This window comes from Nocardia crassostreae (assembly GCF_001613405.1).
In the GTDB taxonomy this organism is placed as follows: domain Bacteria; phylum Actinomycetota; class Actinomycetes; order Mycobacteriales; family Mycobacteriaceae; genus Nocardia; species Nocardia crassostreae.
The window spans coordinates 271,628-287,529 of the sequence record NZ_BDCH01000023.1; the positions used below are offsets into that span (position 1 = coordinate 271,628).

The following is a 15,902-nucleotide window of genomic DNA, read 5'->3' on the forward strand; positions in this document are numbered from 1 at the left end:
AGGCTCGAGACTGCTTGGTATCGAATCGTTCTCGCCATCCCGCCGAGCCCGGCCCGCCAGACCGGTAGCGCCGACCTCATCAGTCCGGCCGGACAGCCCATCATTTCAGCGGACCGCCCGGTATTCAGCATGAATTCGGCGGGGGTCCACGACGGACCGCGGCGGGCTAATCCTCGCCCTGCTCGGCGGCCTTGCGGTCCAGAAAGGCGGTCGGCATACCCGGCCACGGCGCATAGGCGGGGCGCAGCACGGCTTCGGTGGCGCGGGCGGTCATCAGGGCCGTCACGCCCGCCACGGCGGTGGCATTGGTGATCTCGCCGGTGAGAGCTTGGCGCACCGCTTCCGCGAGGGGCATGCGGACCAGTTGGATGTCGGCCTCTTCCAATTCTGGGTCGGGCCGGTCGGTTTCGTAGAGGTCGGAGGCCAGGTAGATGCGCAGCGCCTCGTCGGTGAAACCGGGTGACAGGGCGATGTCCACCAGCACCGACCACTCGCGCGCGGCGAGACCGGTCTCCTCGGCCAGTTCACGCTTGGCCGCTTCCAGGGGATCCTCCCCCTGCTTGTCCAACAGCCCGGCGGGCAGCTCCAGGAGCCGCCGCCCCACCGGATGCCGGTACTGATTGATCAGCACCAGATTGTCGTCCGAATCCACCGCCGCGACCGCGACCGCGGCATGGTGTTCGATCACCTCGCGTTCGGCGATCCGCCCGCCGGGCATGACCACCTGATCCAGCCGCAACGCCAGGATGGCGCCCGAATACGCGATGCGGCTGGATAAGGTGTCGAACTCATGCGAGCCAGGTGATGTCACTTGGACACTTTCTCACCCTCGTCGGCTTTCGCCTCGGCCGGGATCTCCACCGGAAGCTGTTCGGCGGCCTTGTATTTCAGGGCGGCCGAGATCAGCGCGGCGAACAGCGGATGCGGGCGCGTCGGACGCGACTTGAGCTCCGGATGCGCCTGGGTGGCGACAAAGAACGGATGCTTGTCCTGCGGCAACTCCACGAACTCGACCAGATGGCCGTCCGGGGAGGTACCGGAGAACTCGAGCCCGCTCTTGGCGATCTTGTCGCGGTAGGTGTTGTTCACCTCGTAGCGATGCCGATGCCGCTCGGACACCTCGGTCGCGCCGTAAGCCTGCGCCACCACGGAATCCTTCTTCAGCACCGCCGGATACGCGCCGAGGCGCATGGTGCCGCCCAGATCGGCCTCACCGGCCACGGCCTGTTCCTGATCGGCCATGGTGGAGATGACCGGGTACTTCACATCCGGCTCGAACTCCGCGGAGTTGGCGTCCTTGAGCCCCGCCGCCCGCGCGGCCTCGATCACCATGCACTGCAGACCCAGGCACAGACCCAGCGTCGGAATGCCATGAGTGCGCGTGTACTTGATCGCGCCGACCTTGCCCTCGATACCGCGAATGCCGAAACCGCCCGGAATCAGCACCGCGTCGACATCGGACAGATGCGCCCGTGCGCCCGCCTCGGTCTCGCATTCGTCGGACTGCACCCAACGAATATTGACCTTGGACTTGGAGGCGAAGCCACCGGCCCGCAGCGCCTCGGTGACCGAGAGGTAGGCGTCCGGCAGATCCACGTACTTGCCGACCAGTGCGACGGTCACCTGCTCGCGCGGGTTGTGCACCCGATCCAACAGGTCGCCCCACACCGTCCAGTCGACATCGCGGAACGGCAGGCCCAGGCGGCGCACCACGTACGCGTCCAGGCCCTCGCGGTGCAGCACCTTCGGAATGTCGTAGATCGACGGCGCGTCGGGGGTGGCGATACAGGCGTCCACGTCCACGTCGCACATGAGCGCGATCTTGTTCTTGAGCGGCTGCGGCACGTCCCGATCGCAGCGCAGGATGAGCGCATCGGGCTGGATACCGATATTGCGCAGCGCCGCCACCGAGTGCTGGGTCGGCTTGGTCTTCAGCTCGCCCGACGGGCCGAGGAACGGCACCAGCGTGACGTGCAGGAAGAAGCAGTTGTCCCGGCCCACCTCGTGCCGGATCTGCCGCGCCGCCTCGAGGAACGGCTGCGATTCGATATCGCCGACCGTGCCGCCGATCTCGGTGATGATCACATCCGGCACCTGGCCGTGCAGGTCCGGGCCCGCCATGGCGAGGATCCGTTCCTTGATGGCGTCGGTGATGTGCGGGATCACCTGCACGGTATCGCCGAGGTATTCGCCCCGGCGCTCCTTGGCGATCACCGACGAATAGATCTGGCCGGTGGTGACATTCGCGATCCCCGATAGATCGCGATCCAAAAAACGCTCGTAGTGACCGACGTCAAGGTCCGTTTCCGCGCCGTCCTCGGTCACGAACACCTCACCGTGCTGGAAGGGGTTCATGGTGCCGGGATCGACGTTCAGGTACGGATCCAACTTCTGCATCGTGACGCGCAATCCGCGCGAAGTGAGCAGCTGACCGAGGCTGGAGGCGGTCAGCCCCTTGCCGAGTGAAGAGGCGACACCACCGCTGACGAAGATGTGTTTCGTGGCCGCGCGCGCCGGAATCCGTGATTGACCCACGGGACTTCACGGTAACACGGATCGGCGCGACCAATCGAATGCCACGCTCGCAGCCACCAGCTACCAGCCGGATATTGCGGGAAAAAGCTTGTCACATCATCGAGGCATGGCCGCGACTGTGAGCGAGGTCGCCCGCGCGCCGGTCCCGTATCGCCCGGTACCGCCGCTCAGCTGCTCCGTGAGACCGAGCACGGTGGTGATGCGACCGATCTCGTGGTCCACGTTGTCGACGGTCGTCACCGTGGCCAGACCGGCCTCGGAACGGGCAACCGCGATGGGCGCCGGACCTTCGGCGGCACCGTAGCGACCCGCCAGCACCACACCGGCGCTGTGCGACCGCAGACCCCCGGCGAACCGGGCGATGATGGTGCCGCGATTGTTCTCGTCGGCGCGCGCGCCGTCACCGGTGACCACCACGGCCAGATTGGCGGGCTGCACCTCCCCGAAGGTGAGGAACCCGCCCCCGCGCAGGGTCTCCAGGGCCAGCTCGCGTTCCTGCTCGGTGCCGCGCGCCTGCCCGTTGCCCGGATCGGTGAGCAACAGCTGGCCGAGCAGATCCCCCGCCAGGCTGCCCTGATCGGGTGCGTCGATCTTCAACTGCGCACCCGCCGGGACGACATTGGTGAGGGCCGTGCGCATGCGGTCGCCCTCGGAGGAGTCGGTGAACGCGCCGGTGAGCGCCACCCGCCCGGTGACCGCGGCCCCGGCGGTGGTCAGCGCCGCGGTGACCGCATCGGCATCGGCGGTCTCGGCGTCCGGGGTGGTGAAGACCAGGACGCTGCGATTGGCGAGGCTGCCCGCGAGCAGCCTGCCCGCCGCCCCGGCCAGGAAGGCGTCGGCGGCCTTGACCTGTTCGGCGAGGCGGGCATTCTCGTCCTCGAGGACTTCGATGCGCTGCTGTTTGTCCCCACTACCCGGAATCAGCCCGTCGGTGTGGGTACGGCCCAGCACCACGCCGACCGCGAGGGCCAGGAAGACGGCGGCGATCGAAACGGCATGGTGGCGAAAGGAAATCATGCGTCCCCTATTTGTGGCGGTTTAGCTGGTCCTGAACCCATAGGTAGCCGCGGTCCCAGGTGTGCACGGCCCAGTCGGACACCTCGCCGCCCATATGCGTGGCCAGCATGGCGACGATCAGCGCCACCAGCGCGGCCAGCACCACGAGTGCGACCGCCCATCCGGAACTGCGGTGACGGTACAGCGCCGCAACGGCTTTGGCGTCCATCAGCTTGGTGCCGATCTTCAACCGGGTCAGGAAGGTGGCCGGATTGGAGTCGCGCCGTCCGCGGTCGAAGAAATCGTCGAGGGAGGCGGCCGCCCCGGCGGTGACGATGAGGGCCGCGCCGTGGTGATCGGCCAGCAGCAGCGCCAGATCGGCGGGCGCGCCCGAGGACGGGAAGGTGGTCGCGCCGATGCCCAGATCCTGGATGCGCTCCAAACCCTTGGCGTGGCCGTCGGTATCGGCGGGCAGGATGACTTCGGCGCCGCATTTGAGCGTGGTGGCGGTGATCTCCTCCGGATCGCCGACGATCAAGTCCGGCCGATAACCATTGCGGGTCAAGGTATCCGCGCCCCGGCCGACGCCGATGAGGATGGGCGCGTACTCCTTGATGAACGGCTTGATCTGCTTGAGCTCCTCGGCATGCTCGGGACCGTCGCCGACCACCACGACATGCCGCTTGCGCATATCCAATTCGACATCCGGCACGCCGATTCCATCGATGAGCAACGAGGATTCGGTCCGAATGAACTCTATGGTGTTGCCCGCGAACGCTTCCAGATGATCGGCCAGCCCATTACGGGCCTCGATCATGCGTTCGGCAATACCCGCCTCGGTGAGCTCGATGCCCTCGACGAGCGCCTCGGGCTCCTTCTTGGTGGCCTTGTCGGCGTAGACCACGCCATTCTCGACGCGCACCTTGGCGCCGTCTTTGATCTTGGTGAAGACATCGGAGCTGACCGCGTCGAGCAGCTGAATGCCATTGGCCACCAGGACCTCCGGTCCCAGGTTCGGATAGCGGCCGGAGATCGGCGGTGAGCCGATCCAGGTCCATCTCGTCCAGCACCACAATGTCCCCGGGCCCGACCCGCTGCAGCAGACGCCGGGTATTGCGGTCGATCCGGGCCAGCCCGATGATCCCGGGCAGCGTTTCGGTATTGCGCGACAACAGGGCCAGCATCCTCATAACGATCGATGATGATCCGAAAGTCTCAACCAATGGTGGAGGCGCGCCGGTCCCGCCCGCCATTCGTCACAGTGATGGCAGTCTCTATCTGTTCCCGGCGGGTACGGATAAGCTCCGGGCAACGGTATGAGAGGAGACACCACCGTTATGGCCGCCACCAGCACCGTCGAGACCGTCATCGCCGCTCCCCGCGAGCAGGTCTTCAAGCTCTTCAGCGAGCGCGACAGCATCAATGCCACACTGCCGATCCAGGTTTCGCTCAAGAAGCCCGGCGCGGGCATCCCCTCCGGCGTGGGCGCGCAGTACGTGCTCGGCCTGGCGGGGGTGGGCGTCACCGAGGAGACCGTCGAACTGGTCCCGGGTGAGCGCATGGTCTACAAGGTCATCGGCGGCGCTCCGGTGAAGAACCATGTGGGCACCATCGTGTTCTCCGACGCCCCAGGCGGCACCCGCGTGGTCTACACCATGGTGTCCGAGCCGAGCCTGTCCGTGCCGGGCAAGGTTCTCGAGGTCGGCTTGAAGGGCCTGATCAACGTGCTCATCGGCGGCGTGCGCAAGGCCGCCAAGTAGCCGGTTCCAATACGAACGGGGCGCCGCGATCGGATGATCGCGACGCCCCGTTCGGCTGTGCGCGCTACTTGGGCTGAACGGTCCAACTGCCGGGACCGCCGACGCATTCGTAGTCGTTCCATTCACCGGCGTCGATGCCGCGGTTACCGCGCGCCAGGCATTCGCTCTCCTGGGTGAACGGTCCCCGATCGCCCTGCTGTGTGATCTGGGCGCTGCCCCTGTCGAAGGACGGGGCGGCCGCGGCGCCGCCCGCGAATCCGGTGGCGAGCGCGCCGACGCACACGGCGACGGCGGCAAAACGGCTGATACGCGTCATATTTCGGATTTCCTCCACGGTTGGATGACGAATGCGGCAGCAGCCTAGCCGCATCGGATTGTTTTCGGATGGTCGATCACTGGGCGGGCGCGAGTTGCTGCATGATCGCGGCCGTATCCAGCCAGACCTGCTCCTTGCTCATCCGCCCGTCCCGCAATTCGCAGACGTGCAGGACCCGGAAATCGACCGGGCGATTGCCGCCGGGAATGCCCAGGAACATCCCGGTCGCCCGCCCGTACCAATGGGATTCGTCGATGAAGAAGTTCTCGCCGTAGTACCGGCTCAGCACTTCGAACTTGTCCTCGGTCAGACCGTCGAAGAGCTCGACATAACGCTCCCTGATGGCGGCGCGGTCGGTGAGCACCCCCCGGGGGGTCACCGACCACTTCGTGCACCACCCCCTCGGCAAGGGTGTCCATGATGGCGTCCACATCCTTGCGGCCCTCCGCGGCAGCATGCCGCTCGAAAAGGGCATCGATCTCGTCGCGGGTCATAGCGACCACCTCCCGTTTTACGAGATAGTGCTATCTTCATGAGATGAGCTTCTCACGTCAAGAGAAATTTCTCAGCAGTGGCAGACAGAATCAGAAACAGCGCACCCGCGAAGCTCTGCTCGACGCCGCCATGACCCTCGCCCGCGACGGCCAGTCCCCGTCCATCGCCGAAGTCGCCGAGGCCGCCCGCGTCTCCCCGGCCACCGCCTACCGCTACTACCCCAACCCGGGCTCCCTCTGGGCCGATGTGGCGAGTCGGATGCAGATCACGGCCACGGGATTCCCGGAATTGCTCGCAGACCTGCCCGACGATGCCGAGGAGCGCATCGACAAGATCGTCCGCATTACCGCCGAAATGCAGTTCGCCGACGAAGCCGTCTGGCGCAGGCTCGTCCGCGCCGCGCTCGACCGCTGGTTCGACCAGGCCAACACCCCGCAGGCCGAACGAGTCCCGATCCGCGGCAATACCCGCCTGGAGATGGCGCACCTGGCCATCGAACCCCTCGCCGACCGCCTCACCCCGGACCAACTGGACCGCCTGGCCAACGCCCTCACCTTCGTCTACGGCATGGAAGCCCTCGTCACCACGCGCGACACCTGCGATCTCGACACCGAGACCGCCATCGCCACCATGCGCTGGGCTGCCCGAGCCCTCATCCGCTCCGCGCTGGCCGAGGCGGATCAGACCGAGGCGTGAGCATTGCTCCGCTGCCACTGAAATGCGCGAAACACCATGCCAGCGGCCGACAACGCATACGCGGTGATAACGGCGATCCGAATCCCGTTGGTATCCATATAGCGCGAATACGCCTCGTGCACACCGCCATCGGCCCGCCACACCGCCCCGGCCTCCCGCACCTCCTCGGCCCACGCACCCCACCACCAGATCCGGGTGACGAACACCGAAAGCTGAAGCGCCAGTGTTCCGACAATCATCCACACCGGCACCCCCTTTGGCCGCAACCACAGCAACAGCACCGAACCGGCCACCCCGACCACCCCGGCCGGAATCACCGTCAGATCCGAGAGCCGCTCATAACCAGCATCGAACTCGGCCATCCGCCCGGGCGCGATGTACTGCAACGCGCGATGGTGCATATGCGTCATCCAAGCCAGCCCAGCTCCGAAGACTCCGCTCACCGCAGTCAATAAAAGCACCGGAAATCCCCAGCGTTCCTTCATGATTCGCTCCCACCGTGCATCGATGTCCCCAGCCTCCCCCCAGGACACTTCCCACACATCCGGCATCGGAACGAACCTTACGTACTCCCCTGGATGTAGCCGAGCATCTGGCTGGTCCCCCTCCCGTTGACATAACTCGGGTTCACACCCCTTCTCGTGGGTTCACACCCTTTATGCCGGGTGGATATGGGGTGTGGACCGGCGGGAAGGGGTGTGAACCTGGGGGGTGGGGGTTAGCTGGCGGCGGTGACCTTTTCGGCGTGGGCTGTGGTGAGGAGCTCCCAGGCGTGGGCGCGGCCGGTTTCGGTGTCGCCTAGACCGGCTAGCATGCGGGCCAGTTCGGCTACGCGTTCGTCTTGGGTTAGGGCTCGGACGCCGGATTTGACGGCTTTGCCGTCGTCGAGTTTGTCGACCATCAGGTGGGTGTCGGCGAAGGCTGCCACTTGGGGGAGGTGGGTGACGACGATTACCTGGTGGGTGCGGGCAAGGCGGGCCAGGCGGCGGCCGATTTCTACTGCGGCGCGGCCGCCTACACCGGCGTCGACTTCGTCGAAAACCATGGTTGTGCCGTGTTCGGAGCTGGCGAGGACTACCTCGAGGGCGAGCATGATGCGGGAGAGTTCGCCGCCGGAGGCGCTCTTGCTCAATGGCAGGGGGTGGGCGCCGGAGTGGGCGGCGAGGCGGAATTCGACCTCGTCTACACCTGTCGATCCGGCGTGCAGGTCCTGGCCGTCGATGGTCAGGGGGGCCGAATCCTGGACACCGGCGGGGACGAGGCCGACTACGACCTCGAGGCGGGCGCGGCCCATGGCGAGACCGCCCAGTTCGGTACTTACGGCCGCGGCCAGTTTGCCTGCGGCCTTGGTGCGGGCGGTGGTGAGTTTGCGGGCGGTTTCGCGGACCTTCTCGGCGGCGGTTTCCACCTCGGCGGCGAGGGCGGCGAGGGACTCCTCGGAGACGTCGAGACCGGCGAGGCGGGTGCGGGCGTCTTCGGCCCAGGCGATTACGCCGTCCACGTCGGGGGCGTACTTCCTTGTGAACGTTTTGAGTTCGGCTTGGCGGGTGAGCATGTTGTCAAGTGCGCCGGGCTCCGAGGGCAGGTCGGAGAGGTAGGAGCTCAGTTCCGTGGTGAGGTCCACGACCACCGAGATGGCCTCGTCCAGGCGGGGGGCCAGGGCGGTGAGCTTGGGGTCGTCGGAACCTTCGATGCGGGCACGGGCGGTGCCGAGCAAATCGAGGGCTCCTGCACCGTCGCCGGGATTGTCGGCGGGGCCGGCCAGGGCGTCGTGGGCGGTGGAGGCTGCTTCGCGCAGGGAATCGAGGTCCGAGAGGCGCCGGACCTCGTCGATGAGGTGTTTGTCTTCGCCGGGTTCCGGTGCGATGGCGTCGATTTCGGCCAGCGACTGGGTCAGATGGTCGGCTTCCAGGACCAGTTCGCGGCTGCGGGCGGTGCGCTCCAGGAGCTGGTTGCGGGCGTCGAGCCAGGTGCGGCGGGCCTTCTGGTACTTCGTCAGCAGCGCGGTGACGGTGTCCGAGGCGAACTGGTCCAGCGCGTGCAGCTGTTGATCGGGGCGCTGCAAGCGCAGTTGGTCGTTCTGGCCGTGGACGGTGAGCAGCGGAGTGGTGAAATCGCCCAGCACCGAGGCGGGGACGCTGCGGCCGCCCAGGTGAGCGCGGGAACGGCCGTCGCTGCCGACGGTGCGGACGGCGATGATGCTGCCGTCGTCGTCGAATTCGGCGCCGGAGGATTCCATTACCTCCGCCACTTCGCCGCGGGCCCCGTCGTGGACTTCCTCGACGGTGAAGCGGCCCTCGACGACCGCGCGGGACGCGCCGAGGCGCACCCGCCCGGCATCGGCTCTGGCGCCGCTGAGCAGGTGCAGGCTCGTCACCACCATCGTCTTGCCCGCACCGGTCTCACCGGTCAGAACGGTCAAACCCTCGTGGAATTGCGCGGTGGCGGTGGAAATTACGCCCAGCCCGTCAATCCTGATCTCTGTCAGCACTCGTGCTCTCCGTTCGGCGGTCATCGATCTCGCCTGCACTCGGGCGCTCCGTGGGTACGCGAGCTGCCGCCTCCGCGCCTGACCGTGCAGGCGGGCGGCCCCGCCAGCCTGTCACGGGCAACTGGAATTTGCGCACCATCCGGTCGGCGAAGGGTGCGGAATCGAGTCGCACCCAGCGCACCGGTTCGGTACCGCGGACCGTCTCGACCCGGCCGCCCCGCGGCAGTGCGAGGGTGCGTCGGCCGTCGAGGAAAACTATCGCATCATGGCCGGTGGCAACGGTTTCCACGGCGATCAGCGAATCGGGGCTGGTCACCAGGGGCCGCGCGAACAACGCATGCGCATTGCTCGGAATCACCAGCAGCGCTTCGAGTTCCGGCCACACCACCGGGCCGCCCGCCGAGAAGGCATATGCGGTCGAACCGGTCGGGGTGGCGATCAACACACCGTCGCAGCCGAAGGCCGACACCGGACGGCCGTCGACTTCCAGGACCACTTCGAGAACGCCCATGCGCGCGGCATTCTCGATACTGGCCTCGTTCAACGCCCAGCCGCGTTCCACCACCACATCATCCACGCGCACGGTGACATCGATGGTCATGCGCTGTTCGACGATATAGTCGCGCCGCACCACCTGGGACAGCGCCTCGTCCAGATGTTCGGCCTCGGCCTCGGTCAGAAATCCGATGCTGCCCAGATTGATTCCCAGCACCGGCACCGACGCATTGCGCGCCAGTTCCGCCGCGCGCAGGAAGGTGCCGTCACCGCCGAGCGAGAGCACCATTTCACAGCCCACCGCGGCATCCGGATTGTGTTCCATGATCCGGACCGGATACCCGTCGGGCGCGCCCGCGTCGTCGATATCCAAACGCGTGCTGTACGCCTCGTCCTCGAGCACCCGCAGACTGATGCCCGCCTGATCGAAGATCTTCGCCACGCGATGCGCCGTTTCGGTGATCTCGGACCGTCCCGGATGCGCGACCAGCAGGATTTCCCTCGAGGTCCCCTGCGCGTTCACTGCGGACCCTCCTCCACCGCTCTGGTAATCAGCGCGGAGACCCGCGCCTGTTCCTCCGCATCGTAGGCGAATCCGGGGACATCTCCCCGCTCGCTGTCGGCTTCGATACGGTCTGCGGCAGTTTCGTCCTGCGCGGTATTCACTTCCTTACGCAACCACAGGAAGTACTCGACATTCCCGGACGGACCGGGCAGCGGGCTGGCGACCACGCCGCGCGTGCGCAGGCCCAGCCCGGCGGCCGCCGCGGCGACATCGCCGACGACCTCGGCGCGCAGCGCCGGATCCCGCACCACGCCACCACTTCCGACGCGTTCCTTGCCGACCTCGAACTGCGGTTTCACCATGGGCAGCAGATCCGCGCCCGGTGCACAGCACTGCGCCAGCGCGGGCAGCACCAGACCGAGGGAGATGAAGGACAGGTCGGCGACCACCAATTCGACGGTGCCGCCGATGAGTTCGGCTGTCAGGGCGCGCACATTGGTGCGATCGTGCACCAGGACGCGATCGTCGTTCTGCAATCGCCAGATCAGCTGGCCGTAGCCGACATCGGCGGCCACGACCTCCTTCGCGCCCTTGGACAGCAGCACATCGGTGAATCCGCCCGTGGACGCGCCCGCATCCAGGCAGCGTTTCCCGTCGACGGATACACCCTGGGGTTCGAAGGCTTCCAGGGCTCCCAACAGCTTGTGCGCCCCGCGCGAGGCCCACTGCACCTCGTCGGGCTCGTCCCGCACCAGCAGGGGCGTCCCGGTTTCCACACCGGTCGCCGGTTTGGTGGCGACCGTTCCATTGATCAGGACGCGTCCCGCCGAGATCAGCTCGACCGCATGCTCTCGCGATCGCGCCATTCCACGGCGAACCAGTTCCGCGTCCACCCGTGCGCGCCTGGCCACCTCAGATCTTGTCCACCGTGGCCAAGGCCTGCACCAGCACATCGTGGGCCTGTTCCAGAATTCGGGCGCGGCGCACGATATCGGTGCCGGTCTCCGCCGAATCCCGGCCGCCCGCCGATAGTTCGGCCAGTAACGCGTCCACCTCCGCGCGCACCCGCTCTGGGTCGGCGAACTCCTGATTCGCACCCGCCAGATGCTGCCCGGGCAACGGCGCCCCCGGACGGGGCCCCGGAACGGGATTCTGCGGGTGAGGCATAGGCGTACTCATGGTGGCGACAACGCTACCCGAACTCCCATTCGAACACACGTACCCGTGCCGACCGGATAACGTCGCATCCCGTGGGGCCGGACACTCCCACGATGTTTCGAATTGGAGTCATCGATGCCCAGATATGCCCTTGTTGCGGCCGGAATCCTTTTTCTCCTCTACCCCGTCCTCCGCCCCTGGGAGGACGAAACCACCACCGACGGCGCATATGCCGCGCTGAGCTCGACGGGCTGGGTGATCTCACACCTGTGCGCCATGATCGGATTCATCCTCGTGTCACTGGCGTTGTACGGCCTGCGCGACCGCATCGGATCGGGCCCGGTGATCACGACCTGGATCGGCGCCGCATTGGTGCTGCCCTACTACGGCGCAGAGGATTTCGGGCTGCACGCCGCCGCCACCGAGGGCTCCCGGGCCGAACTCGTCGATGTGACGGAGGGCTTCCGCTACCTGCCCATCGCCGCGGCCATGTTCGCGGCCGGGCTGATCGCACTGGGCGCGGGCGCGGTGTGGGTCGCGATCGCGCTGCGCACCACCGCGGCCATCGTCTACGCGGTCGGCTTCGCGCTGTATCTCCCGCAGTTCTTCCTCCCGGCGGCGGGTCGCATTGCGCACGGCGTGCTCATGCTCGCCGGATGCGTGTGGCTGGGCTCGACGGTCATGCGGGAGACGCGAACCACGGCACCGTCACCCAGCTGAACGGCCGCTGTCGGCTCGGTTCCTCCGTCGATGAGAATCATCCCATGAACCGCAGCTTCGAAGACCTCATCGACGAGGCTGCCACCGTCTCCGTGGACGGCTGGGACTTCTCCTGGCTGGACGGCCGCGCCAGCGAAGAGCGGCCGTCCTGGGGGTATCAGCGGCAGCAGGCCGAACGACTCGCCGTCGCCTCCGCAGCCCTGGACATCCAGACCGGCGGCGGCGAAGTCCTCGCCGAGGCCGGACGATTCCCGCCCACCATGGTGGCGACCGAATCCTGGCCGCCCAATCTCGCCAAGGCCACCCGGCTGCTGCACCCCCGAGGCGCGGTCGTGGTCGCCGATCCCGACGAACCGCCGCTGCCCTTCTCGGACTCGGCCTTCGATCTGGTCACCAGCCGCCATCCAGCCACCATCTGGTGGGCCGAGATCGCGCGCGTACTCCGGCCCGGCGGCGCCTATTTCGCGCAGCATGTGGGGCCCGCCAGCGTCTTCGAACTCGTCGAGTACTTCCTCGGCCCGCAACCGGAGGCCCGGACCAAGCGCGATCCGGAAAAGGAGGCGGCCGATGCGCGCGCCGCCGGACTGGAGATCGTGCAGGCTCGAGGTGAACGGCTGCGCATGGAGTTCCGCGATATCGGGGCGGTGGTCTACTTCCTGCGCAAGGTCATCTGGATGGTTCCGGGATTCACGGTCGAGGAGTACCGCGACCGGCTGCACGATCTGCATGAGCGGATCACCGCGGACGGGCCGTTCGTCGCCTACTCCGCTCGGACGCTGTTCGAGGCGCGCAAACGCCCCTGAACGCTCCGAACGTCCCCGAAAACACAACGCCCCCCGGCCGAATGGCCGGGGGTCGTTGCTACGGACGAATCATTCCTGTGCGGTGGGCGGAGCCGCCACCGCGATGGCGCGGCCTGGATACTGCGCCAGCAATGCGGTGATGGCGGCGACGATATCGCCGTCGGTCACCGACAACGGCTGCGTATCCGGAATCGGGTGATTCAGGGCGTCAAGGGATTCCGCGATATAGGTGGGCAGGCGATCCGCGGGCTGGGTGCGGAGGTCGGCCAAGGTGCTCACGCCGGTAAGGACCATGAGGGACTCCAGGCCGACGGTGTGCGCGCCGTCGATATCGGTATCGAGACGGTCGCCGACAACCAGGGCGTCGCGGGTGCCCGCGCGCTCCATGGCGTCCTCCAGCAGGGGCGCATAGGGTTTGCCCGCCACAATGGGATCGCGGTCGGACGCGGTGCGCAGGGCCGCGACCATGGAACCGTTGCCGGGGGCGAGGCCGCGCTCGTTGGGGAGGGTGGCGTCGGTATTGGCGGCCACCCAGAGCGCGCCCGCGCGCAGGGCGTAGGCGGCCTCGGCCAGGTCGGCCCAGGCGGTTTCGGGATTGTGGCCCTGGACGACGGCCGCGGGGGCCGAGCCATTGAAGCGGCGGATCGGTTGCAGGCCAACGGCATCCACCTCGGCCATCAGGTCGTCGGTGCCCACCACGAGCACCGTCGAACCCGCTTCCAGGCGCGCCTCCAGCAGATGGGCGGCGGCCTGCGCGCTGGTGACGACCTCGTCCTCGGTTGCGGCATAGCCGAGCTCGCGCAGGTGCCCGGCCACGGCGGCGGCCGAGCGGCTGGCGTTGTTGGTGACGTACATCAGCCGCTGGCCGGTGCCGGATGCTTCCGAAAGCGCTTGCCGCGCACCCGGAATCACCTCGTGACCACGAAACAGGGTGCCATCCAGATCCAGCAGGAGTGCACCGAAACGATCCCTCAGGCGCATGACGCCGCCCCTCTCACAAACTATTCGGCCGTGCCCTTCGCAGCGGTCCCCTCGGCCTCATCGTCATTCGCCGCGGCGGCCCCGAGCTCCGCGGGCGATTCCTCGGCCTCGTTCGCTTCGTCGGCGTCGTCGTCAGCATCGTCGTCCGCGGCCGAGTCGTCAGCGGCAGCGTCGTCCGTCGCCGAGTCGTTCGCGTCATCCTCGTCCGAGTCGTCGTCGGAGTCGACATCCCACTCGGCCCGGTCGGTGCCGCCCTCGGCCAGTTCGGCGGCGCGATCCTCGGCGTCGGTCTCGCCGTCCAGATCCGCGGACGCCGAGTTCATGAACCAGGTCAGCGCCTCCTCACCGCGACCGGCGGCCAGCAGCGCCTCGGCGTAGGCGTAGAACAGCCGCGCGGCGGCCGAACCCGTGCGCGACGGATCCAGCTCGGAGGTCTGCAGGGTCACCACGGCCTGGTCGTACTGCCCCAGATCCATGCGCGCGCCCGCGACCACGATGCGCAGCTCGGTGACCTCGTCACCCTGCAGGGCGCGCGCCTCATCGCTGCGGCCGAGCTCGATGGCCCGCTCCGGACGGCCCAGACCACGCTCACAGTCGGCCATGACGGCCAGCAGGCCCGCACCGCCGGACATGCGGCGCGCGGTGCGCAGCTCCGAGAGGGCCTCGGCCCACTCACCCGCGTGATAGGCGGCGACACCGGCGGTTTCGCGCACCACCGCAATGCGACCGGCCCGCTGCCGCGCGGCCCGCGCATGCGCGAGGGCCAGCTCCGGATCCTCGTCCAGCAGCTGCGCCACCATCACCAGGTGCCGGGCCACGGCCTCGGCATTGCTCTTGTCCAAGCTGAGTAGATCGCGGCGCACCGCGGGCTCAAGATCCGAGGCCTGCACGTCATCCGGCAATGCGGGCTCATCCGGCCGCGCCGCCCGGCGCTCGCCGCCCCGGCCACCGCTGACCCGCGCACCCTCGCCACCCCGGCGGCGATCACCCTCGAACGAACGCTCGCCACGATCCGGACGGTCGCCGCGGTCCGGGCGGTCGGCGCGAGCCGGACGCTCGGTGCGGTCGCGGTAGTAGCCGCGGTCGGAACCCGAACGCTCCCGGTCGAACCGCTCCGGACGATCCCGCTGCGGTCGCTCGGAACGATCCCGCTCCGGACGGTCCGACCGATCGAACCGCTGCGGCCGATCACGATCGAAGCCTTCACGGCGGTCACGGTTGTACCCGCCGCCCGCGTTGTCGCGACGATCACCGCCGAATCCACTGCGGCCGTAGCTCTTACGATCATCCCGGTCGCCGCGCTCGGCGCGATCCCGGCCGAAGTCCCGGCCGCCGTTGTCGCGGGAGAACCCACCGCGACCACCATCACGGGTGTCGCCACCGCGGTTGAAACCGCCGCGGCCCTCGCCGCCACGATTGAATCCACCCCGGCTGTCACCGCCACGGTTGAACCCGCCGCGACCGCCTTCGGAGCCACCGCGATTGAAGCCGCCCCGGCCGCAATCACGATTGTCGCCGCCCCGGAAACCGCCTCGATCGTTGTCACGGCTGTCGTTGTCCCGGCGGAAGCCGCCTCGGTTGTCACAGCCGCGGCCCTCGCCGCCACGGTTGAAGCCGCCGCGGCCGGAACTGTCACGGCCGCCTTCGCGGTAGCCGCGCCGGTCTCCGCCGCGGCGCTTGCCCGAGTTATCCCGTGCCGATCCCCCGAAACCTCCCTGACCGGATCCGCTACTCCGGCGGAACGGTTTGCGGCCTTCGTTCTGGTCCGACACGATGATCCCTCTCTGTAAGTATCTAGCTGCGGTACCCAGCTCGAGGCGCTGGAGCGCGTGAGGGCCGACGGGACCGTCCCGCCAACCTGAATTCAATCACGCACCTCGGAGCGACCTCGCGGCGCAGGGTGGTAAAACGCCGAATGGGGACCCACAGGCGGGTCCCCATTCGCGAATGA

The 15,902-nt window shown here is 67.7% G+C and carries 16 protein-coding genes and 1 pseudogene; 4 read left to right on the plus strand and 13 right to left on the minus strand.

The window, feature by feature from the left end; translation table 11 throughout:
• Nucleotides 1-166: 166 nt before the first annotated feature.
• The 4 genes and pseudogenes from NC4_RS24750 to steA all read right to left on the minus strand — a co-directional run bounded on the left by NC4_RS24750 (nt 167) and on the right by steA (nt 4,721).
• Nucleotides 167-811, minus strand: coding sequence for an NUDIX domain-containing protein (locus NC4_RS24750; protein ID WP_067542582.1), 645 nt, complete (start codon nt 809-811; stop codon nt 167-169).
• Nucleotides 808-2,535, minus strand: a complete 1,728-nt coding sequence (pyrG, locus tag NC4_RS24755) for a CTP synthase (RefSeq protein WP_067542584.1) — start codon at nt 2,533-2,535, stop codon at nt 808-810. Before pyrG ends, NC4_RS24750 begins: the two co-directional genes overlap by 4 nt.
• A 96-nt stretch (nt 2,536-2,631) precedes the next feature.
• Nucleotides 2,632-3,552, minus strand: a complete 921-nt coding sequence (locus NC4_RS24760) for a copper transporter (protein ID WP_067542587.1) — start codon at nt 3,550-3,552, stop codon at nt 2,632-2,634.
• A gap of 7 nt (nt 3,553-3,559) precedes the next feature.
• Nucleotides 3,560-4,721 (minus strand): annotated as a pseudogene (gene steA, locus NC4_RS24765) (putative cytokinetic ring protein SteA).
• Nucleotides 4,722-4,868: 147 nt separating this feature from the next.
• Here steA and NC4_RS24770 point away from each other — a divergent pair.
• Nucleotides 4,869-5,291 (plus strand): SRPBCC family protein, encoded by a 423-nt coding sequence (locus NC4_RS24770; protein WP_067542596.1) that lies wholly within the window; start codon nt 4,869-4,871, stop codon nt 5,289-5,291.
• A 64-nt stretch (nt 5,292-5,355) separates the two neighbouring features.
• Here NC4_RS24770 and NC4_RS24775 read toward each other — a convergent pair whose 3' ends face one another.
• Both NC4_RS24775 and NC4_RS24780 read right to left on the minus strand, forming a co-directional pair.
• A complete protein-coding gene (locus NC4_RS24775; protein WP_157555193.1) occupies nt 5,356-5,607 on the minus strand; it encodes a hypothetical protein in 252 nt (83 codons plus the stop codon).
• A 76-nt stretch (nt 5,608-5,683) separates the two neighbouring features.
• Entirely contained in the window at nt 5,684-5,986 is a 303-nt protein-coding gene (locus NC4_RS24780; RefSeq protein WP_169814869.1) for an ester cyclase, read from the minus strand.
• Between the two features lie 158 nt (nt 5,987-6,144).
• Between NC4_RS24780 and NC4_RS24785 the strand changes: the two genes are divergently transcribed.
• On the plus strand, nt 6,145-6,798 hold the full coding sequence (locus tag NC4_RS24785) for a TetR/AcrR family transcriptional regulator (RefSeq protein ID WP_067542602.1): 654 nt from the start codon (nt 6,145-6,147) through the stop codon (nt 6,796-6,798).
• Here NC4_RS24785 and NC4_RS24790 read toward each other — a convergent pair.
• The 5 genes from NC4_RS24790 to NC4_RS24810 all read right to left on the minus strand — a co-directional run bounded on the left by NC4_RS24790 (nt 6,783) and on the right by NC4_RS24810 (nt 11,468).
• Nucleotides 6,783-7,349, minus strand: coding sequence for a hypothetical protein (locus NC4_RS24790; protein ID WP_157555195.1), 567 nt, complete (start codon nt 7,347-7,349; stop codon nt 6,783-6,785). The two genes, NC4_RS24785 and NC4_RS24790, sit on opposite strands and share 16 nt — an antisense overlap.
• A gap of 167 nt (nt 7,350-7,516) precedes the next feature.
• Complete coding sequence (recN, locus tag NC4_RS24795; protein WP_067542608.1) at nt 7,517-9,289, minus strand: DNA repair protein RecN; 1,773 nt, start codon at nt 9,287-9,289, stop codon at nt 7,517-7,519.
• The gene (locus tag NC4_RS24800) at nt 9,267-10,307 is read right to left on the minus strand and encodes an NAD kinase (protein ID WP_067542611.1); all 1,041 of its coding nucleotides are present in this window, start codon (nt 10,305-10,307) and stop codon (nt 9,267-9,269) included. The genes recN and NC4_RS24800 overlap by 23 nt, the downstream gene beginning before the upstream one ends.
• Nucleotides 10,304-11,200: a TlyA family RNA methyltransferase gene (locus NC4_RS24805; RefSeq protein WP_067542614.1), complete on the minus strand. Its 897-nt coding sequence runs from the start codon at nt 11,198-11,200 to the stop codon at nt 10,304-10,306. Before NC4_RS24805 ends, NC4_RS24800 begins: the two co-directional genes overlap by 4 nt.
• A 1-nt stretch (nt 11,201) precedes the next feature.
• The gene (locus NC4_RS24810) at nt 11,202-11,468 is read right to left on the minus strand and encodes a hypothetical protein (RefSeq protein ID WP_067542617.1); all 267 of its coding nucleotides are present in this window, start codon (nt 11,466-11,468) and stop codon (nt 11,202-11,204) included.
• A gap of 114 nt (nt 11,469-11,582) precedes the next feature.
• Between NC4_RS24810 and NC4_RS24815 the strand changes: the two genes are divergently transcribed.
• Nucleotides 11,583-12,167, plus strand: coding sequence for a hypothetical protein (locus NC4_RS24815; RefSeq protein ID WP_067542620.1), 585 nt, complete (start codon nt 11,583-11,585; stop codon nt 12,165-12,167).
• A gap of 44 nt (nt 12,168-12,211) precedes the next feature.
• Nucleotides 12,212-12,970, plus strand: a complete 759-nt coding sequence (locus tag NC4_RS24820; protein ID WP_067542623.1) for a class I SAM-dependent methyltransferase — start codon at nt 12,212-12,214, stop codon at nt 12,968-12,970.
• Between the two features lie 69 nt (nt 12,971-13,039).
• Here the strand turns inward: NC4_RS24820 and NC4_RS24825 are convergent, their stop codons facing one another.
• On the minus strand, nt 13,040-13,951 hold the full coding sequence (locus NC4_RS24825; protein WP_067542625.1) for an HAD-IIA family hydrolase: 912 nt from the start codon (nt 13,949-13,951) through the stop codon (nt 13,040-13,042).
• Nucleotides 13,952-13,971: 20 nt separating this feature from the next.
• Nucleotides 13,972-15,723, minus strand: coding sequence for a hypothetical protein (locus NC4_RS45190; protein WP_439957553.1), 1,752 nt, complete (start codon nt 15,721-15,723; stop codon nt 13,972-13,974).
• Nucleotides 15,724-15,902: the final 179 nt, after the last annotated feature.

What these genes read in the sequence shown, in the direction of transcription:
- NC4_RS24775 (WP_157555193.1), bottom strand. Translation starts at nt 5,607, where the DNA reads ATGACGCGTATCAGCCGTTTTGCCGCCGTCGCCGTGTGCGTCGGCGCG.
- NC4_RS24760 (WP_067542587.1), bottom strand. Translation starts at nt 3,552, where the DNA reads ATGATTTCCTTTCGCCACCATGCCGTTTCGATCGCCGCCGTCTTCCTG.
- NC4_RS24810 (WP_067542617.1), bottom strand. Translation starts at nt 11,468, where the DNA reads ATGAGTACGCCTATGCCTCACCCGCAGAATCCCGTTCCGGGGCCCCGT.
- NC4_RS24825 (WP_067542625.1), bottom strand. Translation starts at nt 13,951, where the DNA reads ATGCGCCTGAGGGATCGTTTCGGTGCACTCCTGCTGGATCTGGATGGC.
- NC4_RS24785 (WP_067542602.1), top strand. Translation starts at nt 6,145, where the DNA reads ATGAGCTTCTCACGTCAAGAGAAATTTCTCAGCAGTGGCAGACAGAAT.
- NC4_RS24820 (WP_067542623.1), top strand. Translation starts at nt 12,212, where the DNA reads ATGAACCGCAGCTTCGAAGACCTCATCGACGAGGCTGCCACCGTCTCC.
- NC4_RS24790 (WP_157555195.1), bottom strand. Translation starts at nt 7,349, where the DNA reads ATGCCGGATGTGTGGGAAGTGTCCTGGGGGGAGGCTGGGGACATCGAT.
- NC4_RS24770 (WP_067542596.1), top strand. Translation starts at nt 4,869, where the DNA reads ATGGCCGCCACCAGCACCGTCGAGACCGTCATCGCCGCTCCCCGCGAG.
- NC4_RS24815 (WP_067542620.1), top strand. Translation starts at nt 11,583, where the DNA reads ATGCCCAGATATGCCCTTGTTGCGGCCGGAATCCTTTTTCTCCTCTAC.